Raw genomic sequence first — 16,602 nt, forward strand, 5'->3', positions numbered from 1 at the left:
GTGGCCACTAGATGTAGATCAAATCGCCACGCAGGTCTTAATCAATTATTAATTTCTGCCATTCACTTTAACGAGTTGTCGCCGATTCGCGCGATTCGTACCCATAGATCATCGAAGTGCCACACTGATTCGGAGGCGGACGAATGATCGTAGTGGTTGATGAGCGTGAGCTCGTGAAAGACGGATACACATCCCTGTTTGGCCGGGAGGGCATTCCCTCTACCGGCTTTGATCCATCGGAATTCGGCGAGTGGGTGCAGACCGCCGCCGATTCGGATATTGCGGCGGTCGAGGCCTTCCTAATCGGTCAGGGCCAGCGCAGCTTCGAACTGCCCCGGGCGATCCGGGACCGCTCGATGGCGCCGGTGATCGCGGTCAGCGACCAGCCCTCGCTCGAAAACACGCTCGCGCTTTTCGATTGCGGCGTCGACGACGTGGTGCGCAAACCGGTCCATCCGCGCGAAATCCTCGCCAGGGCGGCAGCAATCCGGCGCCGGCTGAAGGCGATCGCAAACTATACCGACATCGGCGGCATCCGCGTCTTCTCGGATGGCCGTGACCCCGAGATCAACGGCGAGGTTTTTGCGCTTCCCCGGCGCGAGCGCCGCATCCTCGAATATTTGATCGCCAACCGCGGTCGCCGGGTCACCAAGACCCAGATCTTCAACGCCATCTACGGCATCTTCGATGAAGAGGTCGAGGAGAACGTCGTCGAAAGCCACATCTCGAAGCTGCGCAAGAAGCTGCGCAAGAAGCTCGGCGTCGATCCGGTCGATTCCAAGCGCTTCCTCGGCTACTGCATTGATTGGGCCTGATTTTTCCGGCCGGGTGGCGGCGCCCGGCTGAACCTCGATATCGGCCTCGCTGCTCCCCATGACAGACAGCTTCACGCAAGGCCCGGCAAATACTCTCGAGTTTAACAGGTAAAACGAGGTTTTCAGATGAGCATTTTCGGCAGCATGAAGACGGCAGTGTCGGGCATGAACGCGCAGGCAAACCGCCTCAGTACCGTCTCCGACAACATCGCCAACGTGAACACCACCGGTTACAAGGCCGTATCGACGAGCTTCTCCTCGTTGGTTCTTCCCTCCTCGGGCGGCAACTACAATTCCGGCGGCGTTCAGACCTCCGTGCGCCAGGCCGTCTCCGACCAAGGCGATATTTCTTACACGACCTCCTCCACCGATCTTGCGATTTCGGGCGACGGCTTCTTCATTGTCCAAGGGCCTGACGGCACCCCGGTTCTGACCCGCGCCGGCGATTTCCAGAAGGACGACGAAGGCAATCTCGTCAATGCCGCCGGCTTCCAGCTGATGGGTTATTCCTACGACTCCGGCGCTCCCGCCGTCGTCGTCAACGGCTTCGACGGCCTCGTCCCCGTCAACGTCAATCAGGATGGTTTGACCGCAATCGCGTCGACATCAGGTGTCTTCAAGGGGAACCTTGATTCCAACGCTAACGTCGCTCCGGTTGCCCCGGCGACCCTTCCAAGCGCAAACCTCGCGACCACCACCGCCGACACCAAAAAGGTCTCGATGGTCGCCTATGACCGTCTCGGCAACAAGGTGATGTACGACTTCTACTTCACGAAGACTTCGGTCGTTACGCCGCCGCCGGCAACCGGTACCGCTGCAACCTGGGAGGTTGCAGTCTTTCGCAACGCCAACGCGGCGACAGGTGGCACAACTTCATTTCCGTACAGCGCCGGTGGCGCTGTCGGATCGGGATCGCTAACCTTTGACCGTGACGGCAAGATGCTCACTGGCGGCACCCTCAGCATCAACGATACGACCACCGGCCAGACGATAGCAATGGATCTCTCCGGCTTTACCCAGCTCGGCGCCGCCTTTTCCGGCACCGGTACGCCGAACGGCCAGGCGGCGACCCCGGTCAAGGACGTCACCATCGATGGCGATGGCATCGTCTACGCCAAGTACGAAGACGGCAGCACCAAGCCGCTCTATCGTATTCCGCTCGCCAATGTCGCAAGCCCGGACAAGCTGACGCTGATGAGCGGCAACGTCTACAGTGCCAATGGCCAGTCGGGCGTCACCGTCACCGGCTTCCCGCAGACCAACGGCCTCGGCACGATCAAGTCGGGCGCTCTCGAAGGTTCGAACGTCGATCTTGCCGGCGAACTGACCGAGATGATCGAAGCGCAGCGCAGCTACACCGCCAATTCGAAAGTGTTCCAGACGGGGTCCGACATTATGGACGTCCTCGTCAACCTCAAGAGATAAGCAGGGTAACGGGTAAGCCATGTCGCTCACGTCCGCACTTAATACCGCGCAGAACATATTCAACAATACCGGCACGCAGAGCAGTGTCGTATCGAACAATATCTCGAATGCGGGCAACAAAGATTATGTGCGCCGACAGGCGATGCTCACCACGTCCCTGAACGGCGCCCAGGTCGTCCAGATCAACCGGGCACAGGAAGACGCCCTGCTGCGCCAGTATCTGAAGACATCCTCTCAGGACAGCGCTCAGCAAACCCTGCTGGGCGGCCTTGAAGATCTCAAATCGATCATGGGTGGCAACGACTACGAAACCTCGCCGTCGACCTATCTCGGTGTTTTCCAACAGAAACTGCAGGCATTCCGCACAACGCCTGGCAGCACCGTCGCCGCACAGGGCGCCATCACCGCCGCCCAGGACGTCGCCAACTCGCTGAACAATGCCTCGCAATCCGTTCAGGACGTTCGCGCCAACGCCGACAAGGAAATCACCACCGCCGTCGATACGCTGAATACGCTCCTCAGCCAGTTCGAGAAGGCTAACAATGCGGTCAAGACCGCCACGGCCTCCGGTACCGATGCATCCGGCGCTCTCGATGAACGCGAGAAAGTTCTGAAGCAGATTTCGCAAATCGTTGGCGTCAGCGCGACGACGCGCGACAACAACGACATGGTGCTGAGCACGCCGGACGGAACGATCCTATTCGAGACGATCCCGCGCAAGGTGACGTTCAAGTCCCAGGATATCTATACCGCCACCACCGTCGGCAATTCTGTCTATATCGACGGTGTTGCGCTGCCGCTCGGCAAGGGTTCGACGACGACGGGGCAGGGAAGCCTCCAGTCGCTCCTGCAGATTCGCGACGAGATCGCCCCCAACTTCCAGAAGCAGCTCGACGAAATCGCCCGTGGCCTCGTCTCGCTCTTCAAGGAGCAGAACACGGCAGGGCCCCCGGCCTATGTGCCCGGCCTCTTCACCTGGAGCGGCGGCACGGTCGATACTGGCGCCACCGCGGTCGCCGGCATGGCGTCGACCATCACGGTCAGCACCCGCGTGATCACCTCACAGGGCGGCGATCCGATGCGTCTGCGCGATGGTGGCGTCAACGCCGCCGGCGTCGTCCTGAACACGTCAGGCGTCAGCGGTTATACGGCTGAACTCGACCGCCTTTATACGGCGATGACATCCGACATGGATTTCGACCCGGCAGCTGGAGCGCCGGTCGGCTTCGACGCCACGACGGGCATCGATTCCAACGTCAGCATCATGGAATATGCCACGAATTCCCTCGGTTGGCTCGAGCAGTACCGCAGCAATGCAACGACGGCGGCCGAAAACACTTCGGCGGCACTGTCGCGCTCCGACGAAGCCTATTCCAATGAGACGGGCGTCAATCTCGACGAGGAGCTGACGCTGCTCCTCGATATCGAGCAGTCCTACAAAGCGGCGACCAAGATTCTGAACGCCGTAGACGAAATGTTGAAGTCATTGCTGGATATCGCGAGTTAAGCCATGAAGAGCTCATTTATTTCAAGTTCGGCCATTCAGAATGCGATGCGGTTGACGATCCGTCAGGCGCAGAATCAGATGACGAAGGCGACGATGGAAGCGACGACCGGAGTCTACGCGGATATCGGTATTTCGCTCGGCGGCAATGCGGCCAGAAGTGTGGATTTCACCCGCGAGACCGACAGAATAGACTCGATCAAATCAAGCAATTCGCTCGTCACCGCACGCATGGAATCCTCGCAGCTCGGCCTATCCAAGATGAAGGATGTCGGCGACGGCCTCGTGTCGAAGCTGACCGCGCTCCAGGGAAGCCACGACCCCGGCAGCATCACCGTCGCCATCCAGTCGGCGACCAGCGCACTATCGACCATGATGGATACGGCCAATACCATGGTGAACGGCGAATACCTGTTCTCCGGCATCAACACCGACGTGCAGCCGCTGACCGACAAGACGACCGCCACGAGCGCTGCCATCGTTACTGCGCTGAACAGCTATGCAGCCGCTCTTGCCCCCCCGAAAGCGGTCAGCGATCTCACCGGCGCGGAGATGAGCACTTTCATCACGACGACGGTTGAGCCGATGTTCAGCGAAGCGAGCTGGACCAACACGACGACTGGCTGGTCGCAGGCATCGAGCCAGAACATGACGAGCCGCATCAGCAACTCGGAAGTGATCGAATCCTCGACCAATGCCAATTCCGAAGGCACGCGTTATTTGGCGCTCGCCTCGGTCATGACCACCGCGCTGCTCGGCCAGAGCCTCAGCACCGATGCAATGACGACGGTGTCCAAGCAGGCCATCAGCTACACGGCCAAGGCGACAAGCGGCCTCGTGACGCAGGCAAGCCAGCTCGGCCTCTCGCAGGAGCGCGTCAAGAAGTCCAACGACGCTCTCGACGCTCAGTCGAACATCATCAAGAACAAGCTGGTCGATCTTCAGGGCGTCGATCCCTACGAAGCCTCGACCCTCGTCAAGACTTTGGAAACGCAGCTTGAAACCGCTTACACGATCGTCTCGAAGATCCAGCAGTTGAGTCTCGTGAACTACCTTTGATGAGCAAAGGCGCGCAGTATAAAGAAGGATGCATGAATGTATCAGTTCTCATATGCCGAAGTCATGCAGGACTCGGTGGCCGACGCGAAAGAGCGGGAATGGCAGGTTCTTGACCGGTCCATAGAGCTGCTGTCGTTGGCGCGCGACAAGGAAAAATACGGTCGGGAAGCCATCGAAGCCCTGTTTTATACGCGCCGGGTGTGGATTAGCTTTATCGAGGATTTGAAACATCCGGAAAACCAGCTGGATATCCAGCTCAGGGCCAACCTCATCTCGATTGCGATCTGGATATTGAAGGAATGCGACAGGATCAGAAAACGTCTGTCGAATAACTACCAGGGCATCATCGACGTTACCACCATCATCAGGGATGGACTTAAATGAAAAGTACACTTCGAATTTCTCTGAAAGCCGGAGAAAGAATCTTCATCAACGGCGCCGTCCTGCGTGTCGACCGCAAGGTCGCGCTGGAATTCCTGAACGATGTGACGTTCCTTCTCGAGAATCACGTCCTCCAGCCGGAAGGCGCAACGACACCCCTGCGCCAGCTCTATTTCATCGCGCAGATGATCCTCATCAATCCCGAGGGCAAGGACCACTCGACGGCGATGTTCCGCAAGTCGATCACCATGCTGCTCACCTGCTTCAAGAACGAAGAGATCCTCGCTGAGCTGAAGCGGATCGACGCGCTTGTGTCGACCGGCCGCGCCTTCGACGCCTTGAAGGCGATCCGCGGTCTCTACGCGATCGAAGACAATATCCTCAACAATCACGAACTGCCGCCGACGATGGTCGAGCAGATTCGCAGGGAGATCGCACCATGGCGGTAGACGCAACGTCAAGCGTGACGAGTTCGACCTCGACGAGCTCGAGCTCGACCCAGAGCAAGGCGACGCTGAACTACGACAATTTCCTTCAGCTGCTCATCGCGCAGATGAAGAACCAGGATCCGACCGATCCGATGGATGCAAGCGAGCAGGTCGCTCAGCTTGCGACCTTCTCGCAGGTCGAGCAGACAATCCAGACCAACACCAAGCTGGATACGCTTCTGGCAAGCTCGAGCCTGACCCAGGCCAGCAGCTATGTCGGCAAATATATGGAAAGCGCCGACGGCACCGTCAAAGGCGTGATCGATTCCGTCAAAGTTTATTCCGACGGCATCATTGCGACGACCACGGATGGCGATAAGATACTCGTGCAGGCGGGAATCACTGTTGCCGACGAGGCGCCGAGCAGCAGCTCCTGACGCAAAGGGGCGCCAGCGCGCCCGACAAACCAGATCAATCGCAGCCCCGTCATAGCGGGGCTGCTTCGAGGCGATATGAGGTTGCCTTCAGATGAATGAAGCTGATGCATTGGATCTGTTCCAGGCCGCAATCTGGACGGTCCTGATTGCCTCCGGTCCGGCGGTTCTCGCCGCGATGGTGGTGGGTCTCGTCATTGCCTTGATCCAGGCGCTGACCCAGGTGCAGGAAGCGACACTGACCTTCGTGCCGAAGATTGTCGCGGTGCTCGTCGTGGTCGGAATCACTGCCCCCTTCATCGGCTCGCAGATCTCCATTTTTACCAATCTCGTCTTCTCGCGCATCCAGTCCGGCTTCTGAGCAATTCGAGCAAAACTGTGCAGCGGTTCTACGCCTCCATAAAAAGCTGAACCGCTCTGAGCCACCTTCGCGCAAGCTTCGCCATTTAATTCTCGATCCGAATTGGGCGGACCCATCTCCGCCTCCTCTCATGAAGAGACGGAATCGTCATGGCGCAACCACCTGCACTCCCCCTTCCGAAAGTCGCCCCGAGCCTGCGCGATATCGGTTTTGCCCTCGGCATCATCGGCATCATCTGCATTCTCTTCCTGCCGATCCCGCCGTTCCTGATCGATATGGGCCTGGCCTTCTCGATCGCTTTCTCGGTGCTGATCCTGATGGTCGCGCTGTGGATCCAGAAGCCGCTCGATTTCTCGTCTTTTCCGACCATTCTGCTGATCGCGACGATGACACGGTTGGCGCTCAACATCGCGACGACCCGCGTCATCCTGTCCCACGGCAATGAAGGACACGATGCGGCCGGCGGCGTCATTGCCGGTTTCGCCAGTCTCGTCATGTCCGGCGACTTCGTCATCGGTCTGATCGTCTTCCTGATCCTCATCACCATCAACTTCATCGTCATCACCAAGGGTGCCACGCGCATCGCCGAAGTCGGCGCGCGTTTCACTCTGGACGCCATCCCCGGCAAGCAAATGTCGATCGATGCCGATCTCTCGGCCGGCATCATCGACGAAAAGGAAGCCCAGCGCCGGCGCAAGGAGCTCGAAGAGGAGAGCTCCTTCTTCGGGGCGATGGACGGTGCATCGAAATTCGTGCGCGGCGATGCCGTCGCCGGTCTCATCATCACCGCGATCAACGTCTTCGGCGGCATCATCATCGGCTATTTCCGCCACGGCATGCCGATCGGCGAAGCGGCCGACGTCTTCGTCAAGCTCTCCGTCGGCGACGGCCTCGTCTCGCAGATGCCGGCCCTCATCGTTTCGCTCGCGGCCGGCCTTCTCGTGTCGCGCGGCGGCACGACCGGCTCCACCGACCAGGCGGTCGTCAACCAGCTGAGCGGCTATCCCCGCGCGCTCTCCGTTTCGGCGGTGTTGATGTTCGTTCTCGCCCTGATGCCGGGCCTGCCCTTTGTCCCCTTCGTGATCCTTGGCAGCCTTCTCGCCTTCGGCGCCTGGTTCATTCCGCGGCAGGTCGAGGCTGAAAACAAGCTTCGCCGCGAACAGGAGGAAAAGAAGGTCGTCCAGAGCAAGGAGCTGGAGAAGGATTCGGTTAAGTCGGTGCTCCGCACCTCCGAAATCGAGCTCGCGCTCGGCAAGATGGTGTCGACGCGCCTGCTCGGCGCTCACCAGGAGCTGGCGTTCCGCGTCGGCAAGATGCGCAAGAAGTTCGCCACCCAATACGGTTTCGTCGTGCCGGAAATCAAGGTCACGGACGACATCGCCATCGCCGAGAAATCCTATCAGATCCGCATCCACGGCACGACGGTCGCATCCAATCTGCTGCGCGTCGGGGAAGTCCTGGTCGTCACCGGCGCCGGCCGCAAGCCCAGCATTCCGGGTGATGAAATCCGCGAACCCGCTTTCGGCATGCCGGCCGTCTCGATCCTCGAAAACTTCGCCGACGATCTGAAACGCGAAGGCTTCCAGCCGATCGACAATGTTTCCGTCGTGCTCACGCACATGAGCGAGGTCATCCGCAACAACCTGCCGCAGCTTCTGTCTTACAAGGACGTCAAGGTGCTGATCGACCGCCTCGACCCGGAATACAAGAAGCTCGCCGATGAGATCTGCTCGTCGCACATGTCCTATTCCGGCCTGCAGGCGGTGCTCAAGCTCCTGCTTGCCGAGCGGGTGTCGATCCGCAACCTGCATCTCATTCTCGAAGCGGTGGCCGAGCTCGCCCCGCATGTCAGGAAGACCGAGCAGATCGTCGAGCATGTCCGCATCCGCATGGCCCAGCAGCTCTGCGGCGATCTCGCCGATAATGGCGTCTTGCGTGTGCTGCGCCTCGGCAGCAAATGGGATCTCGCCTTCCACCAGGCGCTGAAGCGCGATGCCAAGGGCGAGGTGATCGAATTCGACATCGATCCGCGCAGCCTGGAGGAGTTCAGCGAGCAGGCCAGCAAAGTTATCCGTGAGTTCATGGATCGCGGCCTGCCATTCGCCCTTGTCACGTCGCCGGAAACACGCTCCTATGTGCGCATGATCATCGAACGGCTGTTCGCCACGCTCCCGGTCTTGTCGCATGTCGAATTGGCCAAGGGCATCGAGATAAAGATTTTGGGCTCGATTTCATGATAACAGACCCGCAAGGGACGGTTCTTGCGCTGTTTCTGGTTTTCTGCCGGATCGGCGGCTGTGTGCTGGTTCTTCCGGGTTTTTCCTCGGCGCGCGTGCCTGAGCAACTGCGCGTCTTCATTGCCCTCGCGCTGTCGATCGCCGTCATGCCGCTGCTCTGGGACACTGTTTATCCCGCCGTCCACACGGGATCCGCGACCTATATCGGCCTGATCTTCAGCGAATCACTGATCGGCGTGATGTACGGCATGCTGGCCAGACTCTATACGCTCGGCATGCAATTCGCCGCGACGATCCTCGCCATGATGGTCGGTTATACCCAACCGGGTTCGGCCGATGTCATCGAAGACACGCCCGAGACCAGCCTTTCCGCCTTCATCACCTTTGCCGGCATCATGATTCTCTTCATCATGGATTTCCATCACATCGTCTTCCGCGCCCTGATCGATTCCTACACGACCATGCCTTTCGGCGGCCTGGTGCAGATGCGCGCGACGCTGATCTCCTTCACCGACACGCTCGAGCAGACGACCTACATCATGCTGCGGCTGTCGAGCCCCTTTCTGATCTACGGCATGATCTTCAACGTCTCGATCGGCTTCATCAACAAGCTGGCGCCGCAGATCCCGGTCTATTTCATTTCCACGCCCTATCTGCTGATGGGCGGGCTCTTCCTGCTTTACATCTCGATTGCGGCGCTGATCAGCCAGTTCGGCCAGGCTTTCAGTTCGATCTACATCGGGCGATGAGGCTGTCATGATCGAGAAGAGCCGTTCCCAGAAGCTCAAGCGCCTCCTGTCGGTGCAGCGGCATATCGAAAGGATGGCGGAAAACGATCTGGCCGAAACCAGCCGTCAACGCATCGAGGTCAATGCGGCGATGGACGACGTCATCGTCGCGCTTGGCTCGATGGATCCCGTCCACCACGCTTTCTCGCAGAATTATGCCGATCGATTCGGCAGGCTCACCATCAAGGATCAGCAGCTGACCGGCATGCAGCAGATCCACGAGATGCGGCTGTCGCGCGAGCGCGCCAAGGCCGATCGGCTGGAAGAAGGTATGAAAGAGGCCTTGGACGCTGAGCGCCGCGAGGCCGACGACAATGCTGTTTACGATGTGATCGATCAGCAATTCGCAACGCCAGCCTCCAGCAAGCTTCAAAAACCATAATCGTTGCGATCTTAATTCAGAGGATTGTAACGTGGCTATTTCGCCCCCCAGTGATCTGGTCCTGGACGTGGTCAAAGCTGCCGACCCCATGGAGGTTCAGGCAGCCCAGGAAAAATTGAAGGCAAATCGTTCGGCCTTTGCCGCGACGAGCCTCGCCGAGAACGGCAAGGGCTTCTCCAATACGGTCGACGTTCTCGATCATATCGGCCAGAAGAGCGGCCTCTCCAATATTCAGAACCGCACCAAGACCGAGGAGGTTCCGGAAAGCTACCGGAAGTTCGAGGCCATGGTGCTGCAGAACTTCGTCAAGTCGATGCTGCCGAGCGAGAGCGAAGACGTCTACGGCAAGGGCGCGACCGGCGATATCTGGAAGGGCATGATGGCCGAGCAGCTCGGCAACACCATGGCCAAGGGCGACGGCATCGGCATCGCCAAGCAGATGTACAGCGAGCAGCTGCGCCGCCAGGAAGGCAAGATCGTCAACGCTTCGACCGATGATCGCGACCGCAACACCGCGCTCAGCATGATCGATGATTTCCAGCGCAGGACCTTCGGCACGCCGACCGCCGACTCCAAGACCGATAGAACAGGATGATTTTAGGCCTGTTGGCCTGAAATCTGAACCCTGTTCTCAATTATTAGTTAGAGCATGATGTCGTCCGAAAACCGCGCACACTTTTCGGCATCAGGCTCTCAGCGACACATAACCGAGGGCACAATGGAAATAGTTTCGAACGAATACAGGATCAAATCCGTTCTCGGACGCCTCGAGATGATCATCGACAATGAGAACACCCGAATCGGCAACGATCCGCAGTTCGACCTCAAGGTCTCCAACGCCCACAAGAGCCGTTGCCTCTACGAGCTATCGATGCTTTTCCGCGATACCGATCCGGCCGAGCTTGCCGCTGCCCATCTCGATCAGCTGCACGGCCTGAAAAAGAAGCTGGTTCTGAACGCCCGGCGTGTCGAGGCGCATCTCGAAGCGGTTCGTGCCGTGGCCGACCTCCTGAAGAATGCGGTTCAGGACGCCGACGCCGACGGCACCTATTCCCAGGAACAATTCGCCGCGCGTGGAAACTGATGGTCAAGCTCGTCCTCACCGGTATCTGGGTTTGCGCCATCACCTTGGCCTCGGTCTATTTTTCGGTGTACCTGGCGACGGCGCCGGCACCCGCGGCAACGGATTCCAAGCAGAGCGCGCTCGAACTGGTGAAGGGCGAAACGATCACTGTGCCGGTCATCGGCGACGGTGCGATCACCGGTTATTTTCTCGGCCGCATTTCCTTCATGATGAACAAGGACATGCTGAAGGGCGTGACCTTGCCGCTCACCGAGATGACGACCGACGAACTTTTCAGCCTGCTTGTCGGCAACAAGATGGTCGATCTTGCTCACATCAAATCTTTTGACCCAAAAGCCTTTCGCGAGGAGATCAGGAAGGGCATGAACGAGCGCCTCGGCGGCGAGTATGTCGCCGACGTGATGCTGGAGCAGCTCGATTATCTCTCCAAGGAAGAGGTCAAGGAAAATTCGGCCGGTCAACCGAAGAAACTCGGCGCACCGGTCAAGATCATCGATGGCGCGCCAGCCGAGGGAGCACCGGCCCCGGCCGCCCATTGAAACAACCGATTATCGATGCAGCAACGGCGCCTTCGGGCGCCGTTTGTCGTTGGGCCGCCTTTGGTTAATAAACTACTTATACGAGCATCAAAATCCAAGGAATTTTCCTAAGGGTTGTTTGAAACCGTCCTGTTATATCAGGTGGCACAGCTTGGCATGCGCCGTTTCCGCGACCGGGGCGACGTCGTTCCATGCGTGACGCGACCGGTCCTTTCGAGACCTCCGGGGTGCGGAAATATGGGCTTGTTTTCCGGGATTTCGGGCGCATGACGCACCCTCGGCAGGAGGTAGGAATGAACTTGATTGCAAACTTCGCGGTGCTTGCGTCGCGGCGGACGATCTTCGATCTGCCGGTCTGCGATCTCGGCTGGGACGATGCCCTCGTTTTCATCAACGAGCTCGCCTCCATTCCGGTCGGTCAGACCGTCGTTTGCTTCGTCAACGCCCATAACATGCTGACGGCGCTGCGGGACGATGAATATTACCGGATCATGTCGCACAATCTGGTGCTGCCTGATGGCATTGGCCTCAACATCGCTTCGCAGATCTCCCATGGCGCGCCGTTTCCCGCCAATTTGAACGGCACGGATTTCGTCCCGGCCTTCCTCACCTTCATGGAGGCCCCGCGCCGCATCGGCCTTATCGGCGGCAAGCGCTCGGTCGTCGAGGCGGCGGCAGAAAATTTCCACAAGCACACGCCCTGGCATGAATTTGTCGTTATTTCCGACGGTTTTTTCGACAAGGTCGACTCCACGGATGTCATCGAGGAGATCGAGCGCCAGAAACTCGATATTCTGATCGTCGGCATGGGGACGCCGCTGCAGGAGAAATGGGTTCACGATAATATCCGTGCCGACCATGCGCGCCTGGTGCTGACGGTGGGCGCGCTCTTCGACTTCGTTTCCGGCGCCGTGCCGCGGGCACCGAAGACCGTGCGGATGATGCGTCTGGAATGGGCCTATCGCCTGATACAGGAGCCCGTGCGCCTCTGGCGGCGCTACATCGTCGGCATTCCGGTCTTCCTCTTTCATGTCCTGCGCTACCGCTTCCGCCGGCGCGAAAGAATTCTCAGCCATCCGGAAGAGTCCCGCAGCGTCGGGCAGCCGCCGGCTGATCGCAAGAAGGCGAGCTGAGCCTGCAGTGCCCGCGCGGTTGACGCGCAAGCAGCGCCGTCGAGGCAACGGACCGCAATTCTTGACAGCTGCGGTTAACCATTTCTTTGCCATGAAAATTTAGAGTGGCTTAATCATCTGCTTGCCTGCGGATGAGTGAACTCGGCCATCATGTGCATGAGATGTGGCGCAAATGTACGATAGCAGGGCCAGAAGCAGTTTTCTCGATCGCGCAGCCGCAAGGCCGCGCGCCGATGACGATCCCTATCGGCAGTCCCGATCGAACGGACCGGATATCGCCCCGCCCGAAGCCGACCTGCTGCGCGCCATCGGCCGTGTGCTGGAAGAGCAGCGCATGAAGGCGGTGCCCGAGGCGCCGCTCGTCGACCGCATCGAAACCATTCTCGGCAACCGTCTCCGGGCTGCCAATGATGTCGGTCATCGTCTTCCGCCGGAACCAGCGCGATATGAGGAGCCGGTGGCTCCCCCTGGGGAGCCGGCGATTTTTGTCGAACCGTTGGCCGCAATTCATCAGGAACCGGTCGAGCCCCGGCCGGCAGCACCGCAACGCCGCGTGGGCAAGGCCGGCGTTGCGGTAACGGTTGCTGCCGCAACGATCCTGGGCGCCGGTCTGCCGATGCTGATGCCGGCTGCGCCCGCCCTCTACCGCGCCGAAACAACCCTTGCCGTGAAAACGGATACGGCAAGCCGCGCTGCTTTCACGCAGGCTGCGGCGAAGGGACTGCTGTCGGCGCGCGTGGTTGCGTCGACGGTCACCACCCTGAAGCTCGATCGCGATCCCGAATTCGTCGGCAGGGGCGCCAATGCGTTCGCCGTTGTGCTCGATCTTCTCTCCGCAAGCGGTGCTGCCGCCGATCCGGCCTCGCGCGCCGAGGCGGCGCTGAAACATGCGGTCGAGATTGTGCCCGATGCCGCCGCCGGCACAATCCGGGTGCGGGTGACAACCGGCGACGGTGCCAAATCCACGCGCATTGCCGCAAGGCTTGCCGAAGCGGCGGGCGGTGACGCTCGAGGCGGCAACGTCGAAACCGACGCGGTTTTGCGCAAGGCCTATGACGAGGCTCAGGCGGAGCTTGTCGCCTTCACGGCAAAGAGCGGCGAAGGCAACGTCAAGGTGGCGATCGATCTTCGCCGTCAGATCGACCGGCTCGATGCCGATCTGAAAGAGGCCGAGGGGAGCATCCTTGCCGCCAAGTCGAAGGCCGACCAGCTCAAGGCGGCAAAACTTGCCGATGTGCTCGATGGTTCGCTCTCCTCCGATATGCTCTCGCCGGCGTTGCAGGACTGGCGCGACAAATATGCCGTCGCCAGGACGGCTCTTGCCCAGCTTTCCGCCGAACTCGGGCCCCGCCATCCGCGCCTGCTGCAGCAACAGGCCGAAACCGATGGCCTCAAGGCGAATATGGTCAAGGAGCTTGCCCGGCTCGCCCAGCTCGCCAATGCCGCCGCCAAGGCTGCGGTCGATGCGCGCAAGGGCCTGAACGACCGCCGCAACACGCTGATCGCCCAGAGCCGGGATACCGGCGTCGATCTGTCGCGGCTGACCGAGCTGCGCGAGAAGGCGAATGCTGCGCGCTCGCGGCTGGAAGAGGCGGCGTCCGCATCGGCGGCAGCCGACGACGGTCATATGACCATGCTGAAGCCGCCGCTGGCATCGGCGATATCGGCAACGGACGGTCTGACCGGCCGCGCGCTGGCCGGCGCCGCCACAGGCTTGGCGATCGGTCTTGCCTTGGCTTTCCTGCTGTCGTTGCGCAAATCCGTCGTGTCTCCGGCAAGCGATTTGCCGGTGTTTCCGCCCGTTGCTTCTCCGCCGCCATCGCCCGTGCCGGCCCCGGCGGCGGTCGACGAGATCGAGCTGCTGCGCTCCGAAATCTCGGGCCTGCGCGATCGGCTTCGTGTTCACGTGATGGAAACGCGGCAACCGCGGCGCTGAACGAACATTTCCTTGCAAATTTGATATTGCCTTGCCGCTTTCCGACAGGATAGGGCGTTAGCGGGCATTTGACGCTCGTCAACTATTCATAGATTGACGCGAAACAGGGCGGAGAGACGCGTGACGACAGTAATCGACGGCAAGAACGTAGCTGCATCGGTAATTCAGACGGTCAAGAGTGCGACGGCGGCGCTGGAAAAGAGCAGCGGCGTCACCACCGGCCTTGCCGTCATCATCGTCGGCGACGATCCGGCAAGCCACGCCTATGTCGGCTCCAAGAGCCGCATGGCCAAGGAATGCGGTTTCAAATCCGTTCAGCACACGCTGCCGGCCGAGACGACGCAGGAGGAACTGGCAGGCCTCGTCGCCACCCTCAACGCCGATCCGTCGATCCACGGCATCCTGGTGCAATTACCCTTGCCGAAGCCGCTCAACAGCGAACCGATCATCCAGTCGATCCTGCCGGAAAAGGATGTCGACGGCCTCAGCGTCGTCAATGCCGGCAAGCTTGCCACCGGCGACCTGAAGACCGGTCTGGTCTCCTGCACGCCGGCCGGCGCCATGGTCTTCGTCCGCCGCACTCATGGCGAGGATCTCTCCGGGCTCAATGCTGTCGTCATCGGCCGTTCCAACCTGTTCGGCAAGCCGATGGCGCAATTGCTGCTCAATGCCAATGCGACGGTGACGATGGCTCACTCCAGAACCAAGAACCTCGCCGAAGTCTGCCGCAATGCCGATATTCTGGTCGCTGCCGTCGGCCGGCCGGAAATGGTCAAGGCCGATTGGGTGAAGCCAGGGGCGACGGTCATCGACGTCGGCATCAACCGCGTGCCGGCTCCTGAGAAGGGCGAGGGCAAGACCCGGCTCGTCGGCGACGTCGCCTTCCGCGAAGTCTCCGAGGTCGCCAGCACCATTACCCCGGTTCCGGGCGGCGTCGGGCCGATGACCATCGCCATGCTGATGGCCAACACCGTAATCGCCGCTCATCGCGCTGCAGGGCAGACGCCGCCGCAGTTCTGATTATGCTTGCTGCGGGGCAGGGCCGGTCGAGGCCCTGACGATCAGCTCGGTTTTCCAGAGCTCCTGGTCGGGGAAGGGGCCGGCCTGTTTCACCGTGCCGATCAGCCGCTGGGCGATGCGCACACCCGCCGCCCGCAGCGAGGAGCGTGTCGTCGTCAGCGGCACCGAGAAGTTTTCCGGCTTCAGGAGCGGCAGCACGTCGTCATGGGCGATCAGCGAAATATCCTCGCCGAGCCGCAATCCGGCCTGGTTGACCGCGCGGATCGCCCCGAGCGCCATCACCGTGCTGGAGCAGAGGATCGCCGTCGGCCGTTCCGGCAGTTGCAGGAACCGTTCCATCGCCAGCAGGCCCTGTTCGTCTGTCATCAGCGCGTGGCTTATGCAGTCCTCCTCGAGCGTGAGGCCGCGTTCGGCAAGGGCTGCGATGACGCCGTTCCTTCTGCGGATGGCGAAATCGAGATGTATCGGCCCGTTCATCAAGGCAAAACGCGTGTGGCCGAGCTGCAGCAAGAGCCGCGTCGCGTCGTAGAAGGCCCCTTCATTGTCGATGTCGAGATAGGGATAATCCAGCTCCGCGCCGAAGGAGCGGCCGTGCACGACATAGGGCATGGAGAGCGATTTCAGCATGGCGAGCCGCGGGTCGTGAGCGCGCATATAGGCGATGAACAGCGCGTCGACATTGCCGCTGATCGCAAGCCGCCGGAGCGCCGCCACCTCGTCATCCGGATCGGACGGCATGATGACGAAATGGAAATCGTGACGCACGGCCTCCTCGCCGAGCCCGGCCAGAAATTCGCCGAAATGCACGTCGGACTGATGGCCAGGCGCCGTCGGCATGACGAGGCCGATCGAGCCTGCCTTGCCGGTGGCAAGCCGCTGGGCAGCCTTGTTCGGCCGGTACCCGGTTTCCTTGACGGCCTGAAGCACGCGCTCCCGGGTGGCTTCGTTGACCTCGGGATAACCGTTGAGCGCCCGGCTTACCGTCGTCTGCGAAAGCCCAAGCAATTCCGATAGCTGTTTGAGATTCACCTGCTATGCTTCCTCCCGGCCCGCCCGTCGGCCGCTTTAAAAGGCCT

At 60.4% G+C, this 16,602-nt stretch carries 18 protein-coding genes; 17 read left to right on the plus strand and 1 reads right to left on the minus strand.

Annotated elements, in window-relative coordinates; all coding sequences use genetic code 11:
• The first annotated feature begins 143 nt into the window (after positions 1-143).
• The 17 genes from rem (at position 144) to folD (ending at position 15,526) form a co-directional block, all read left to right on the plus strand.
• Positions 144-815: a transcriptional activator Rem gene (gene rem / locus GGD53_RS15225; RefSeq protein WP_064709879.1), complete on the plus strand. Its 672-nt coding sequence runs from the start codon at positions 144-146 to the stop codon at positions 813-815.
• A 126-nt stretch (positions 816-941) separates the two neighbouring features.
• Positions 942-2,240 (plus strand): flagellar hook protein FlgE, encoded by a 1,299-nt coding sequence (locus tag GGD53_RS15230; protein ID WP_184457300.1) that lies wholly within the window; start codon positions 942-944, stop codon positions 2,238-2,240.
• 19 nt (positions 2,241-2,259) lie between these two features.
• A complete protein-coding gene (flgK, locus tag GGD53_RS15235; protein WP_184457302.1) occupies positions 2,260-3,747 on the plus strand; it encodes a flagellar hook-associated protein FlgK in 1,488 nt (495 codons plus the stop codon).
• A 3-nt stretch (positions 3,748-3,750) separates the two neighbouring features.
• Positions 3,751-4,803 carry a flagellar hook-associated family protein gene (locus tag GGD53_RS15240; protein ID WP_184457304.1) on the plus strand — a complete coding sequence of 351 codons (1,053 nt, stop codon included), beginning with the start codon at positions 3,751-3,753 and terminating at the stop codon, positions 4,801-4,803.
• A 36-nt stretch (positions 4,804-4,839) separates the two neighbouring features.
• A complete protein-coding gene (gene flaF, locus GGD53_RS15245; RefSeq protein WP_184457306.1) occupies positions 4,840-5,187 on the plus strand; it encodes a flagellar biosynthesis regulator FlaF in 348 nt (115 codons plus the stop codon).
• Positions 5,184-5,633 carry a flagellar biosynthesis repressor FlbT gene (gene flbT / locus GGD53_RS15250; protein ID WP_012482697.1) on the plus strand — a complete coding sequence of 150 codons (450 nt, stop codon included), beginning with the start codon at positions 5,184-5,186 and terminating at the stop codon, positions 5,631-5,633. The genes flaF and flbT overlap by 4 nt, the downstream gene beginning before the upstream one ends.
• On the plus strand, positions 5,624-6,049 hold the full coding sequence (gene flgD / locus GGD53_RS15255) for a flagellar hook assembly protein FlgD (protein ID WP_184457308.1): 426 nt from the start codon (positions 5,624-5,626) through the stop codon (positions 6,047-6,049). Before flbT ends, flgD begins: the two co-directional genes overlap by 10 nt.
• Before the next feature lie 91 nt (positions 6,050-6,140).
• On the plus strand, positions 6,141-6,407 hold the full coding sequence (fliQ, locus tag GGD53_RS15260; protein ID WP_184457310.1) for a flagellar biosynthesis protein FliQ: 267 nt from the start codon (positions 6,141-6,143) through the stop codon (positions 6,405-6,407).
• Between the two features lie 149 nt (positions 6,408-6,556).
• Positions 6,557-8,644, plus strand: coding sequence for a flagellar biosynthesis protein FlhA (gene flhA / locus GGD53_RS15265; RefSeq protein WP_184457312.1), 2,088 nt, complete (start codon positions 6,557-6,559; stop codon positions 8,642-8,644).
• On the plus strand, positions 8,641-9,393 hold the full coding sequence (gene fliR, locus GGD53_RS15270; protein WP_184457313.1) for a flagellar biosynthetic protein FliR: 753 nt from the start codon (positions 8,641-8,643) through the stop codon (positions 9,391-9,393). Before flhA ends, fliR begins: the two co-directional genes overlap by 4 nt.
• A gap of 7 nt (positions 9,394-9,400) precedes the next feature.
• Positions 9,401-9,814: a hypothetical protein gene (locus tag GGD53_RS15275; RefSeq protein WP_064800702.1), complete on the plus strand. Its 414-nt coding sequence runs from the start codon at positions 9,401-9,403 to the stop codon at positions 9,812-9,814.
• Positions 9,815-9,845: 31 nt separating this feature from the next.
• A complete protein-coding gene (locus GGD53_RS15280) occupies positions 9,846-10,409 on the plus strand; it encodes a rod-binding protein (protein ID WP_184457315.1) in 564 nt (187 codons plus the stop codon).
• Positions 10,410-10,532: 123 nt separating this feature from the next.
• Complete coding sequence (locus GGD53_RS15285) at positions 10,533-10,898, plus strand: hypothetical protein (protein ID WP_003556590.1); 366 nt, start codon at positions 10,533-10,535, stop codon at positions 10,896-10,898.
• Positions 10,898-11,437 (plus strand): hypothetical protein, encoded by a 540-nt coding sequence (locus GGD53_RS15290; RefSeq protein WP_184457317.1) that lies wholly within the window; start codon positions 10,898-10,900, stop codon positions 11,435-11,437. Before GGD53_RS15285 ends, GGD53_RS15290 begins: the two co-directional genes overlap by 1 nt.
• Before the next feature lie 293 nt (positions 11,438-11,730).
• Positions 11,731-12,570: a WecB/TagA/CpsF family glycosyltransferase gene (locus tag GGD53_RS15295; protein WP_184457319.1), complete on the plus strand. Its 840-nt coding sequence runs from the start codon at positions 11,731-11,733 to the stop codon at positions 12,568-12,570.
• Positions 12,571-12,742: 172 nt separating this feature from the next.
• Positions 12,743-14,506 carry a succinoglycan biosynthesis protein exop gene (locus tag GGD53_RS15300; RefSeq protein WP_184457320.1) on the plus strand — a complete coding sequence of 588 codons (1,764 nt, stop codon included), beginning with the start codon at positions 12,743-12,745 and terminating at the stop codon, positions 14,504-14,506.
• A gap of 120 nt (positions 14,507-14,626) precedes the next feature.
• Positions 14,627-15,526, plus strand: coding sequence for a bifunctional methylenetetrahydrofolate dehydrogenase/methenyltetrahydrofolate cyclohydrolase FolD (folD, locus tag GGD53_RS15305; protein WP_184457322.1), 900 nt, complete (start codon positions 14,627-14,629; stop codon positions 15,524-15,526).
• Here folD and GGD53_RS15310 read toward each other — a convergent pair whose 3' ends face one another.
• Positions 15,527-16,555: a substrate-binding domain-containing protein gene (locus GGD53_RS15310; RefSeq protein ID WP_184457324.1), complete on the minus strand. Its 1,029-nt coding sequence runs from the start codon at positions 16,553-16,555 to the stop codon at positions 15,527-15,529. It lies immediately after the preceding gene.
• Positions 16,556-16,602 lie beyond the last annotated feature (47 nt).

The organism is Rhizobium aethiopicum (assembly GCF_014197535.1).
In the GTDB taxonomy this organism is placed as follows: domain Bacteria; phylum Pseudomonadota; class Alphaproteobacteria; order Rhizobiales; family Rhizobiaceae; genus Rhizobium; species Rhizobium aethiopicum_A.

Coding starts and splice junctions, on each gene's coding strand:
- rem (WP_064709879.1), top strand. CDS start 144: ATGATCGTAGTGGTTGATGAGCGTGAGCTCGTGAAAGACGGATACACA.
- GGD53_RS15230 (WP_184457300.1), top strand. CDS start 942: ATGAGCATTTTCGGCAGCATGAAGACGGCAGTGTCGGGCATGAACGCG.
- flgK (WP_184457302.1), top strand. CDS start 2,260: ATGTCGCTCACGTCCGCACTTAATACCGCGCAGAACATATTCAACAAT.
- GGD53_RS15240 (WP_184457304.1), top strand. CDS start 3,751: ATGAAGAGCTCATTTATTTCAAGTTCGGCCATTCAGAATGCGATGCGG.
- flaF (WP_184457306.1), top strand. CDS start 4,840: ATGTATCAGTTCTCATATGCCGAAGTCATGCAGGACTCGGTGGCCGAC.
- flbT (WP_012482697.1), top strand. CDS start 5,184: ATGAAAAGTACACTTCGAATTTCTCTGAAAGCCGGAGAAAGAATCTTC.
- flgD (WP_184457308.1), top strand. CDS start 5,624: ATGGCGGTAGACGCAACGTCAAGCGTGACGAGTTCGACCTCGACGAGC.
- fliQ (WP_184457310.1), top strand. CDS start 6,141: ATGAATGAAGCTGATGCATTGGATCTGTTCCAGGCCGCAATCTGGACG.
- flhA (WP_184457312.1), top strand. CDS start 6,557: ATGGCGCAACCACCTGCACTCCCCCTTCCGAAAGTCGCCCCGAGCCTG.
- fliR (WP_184457313.1), top strand. CDS start 8,641: ATGATAACAGACCCGCAAGGGACGGTTCTTGCGCTGTTTCTGGTTTTC.
- GGD53_RS15275 (WP_064800702.1), top strand. CDS start 9,401: ATGATCGAGAAGAGCCGTTCCCAGAAGCTCAAGCGCCTCCTGTCGGTG.
- GGD53_RS15285 (WP_003556590.1), top strand. CDS start 10,533: ATGGAAATAGTTTCGAACGAATACAGGATCAAATCCGTTCTCGGACGC.
- GGD53_RS15290 (WP_184457317.1), top strand. CDS start 10,898: ATGGTCAAGCTCGTCCTCACCGGTATCTGGGTTTGCGCCATCACCTTG.
- GGD53_RS15295 (WP_184457319.1), top strand. CDS start 11,731: ATGAACTTGATTGCAAACTTCGCGGTGCTTGCGTCGCGGCGGACGATC.
- GGD53_RS15300 (WP_184457320.1), top strand. CDS start 12,743: ATGTACGATAGCAGGGCCAGAAGCAGTTTTCTCGATCGCGCAGCCGCA.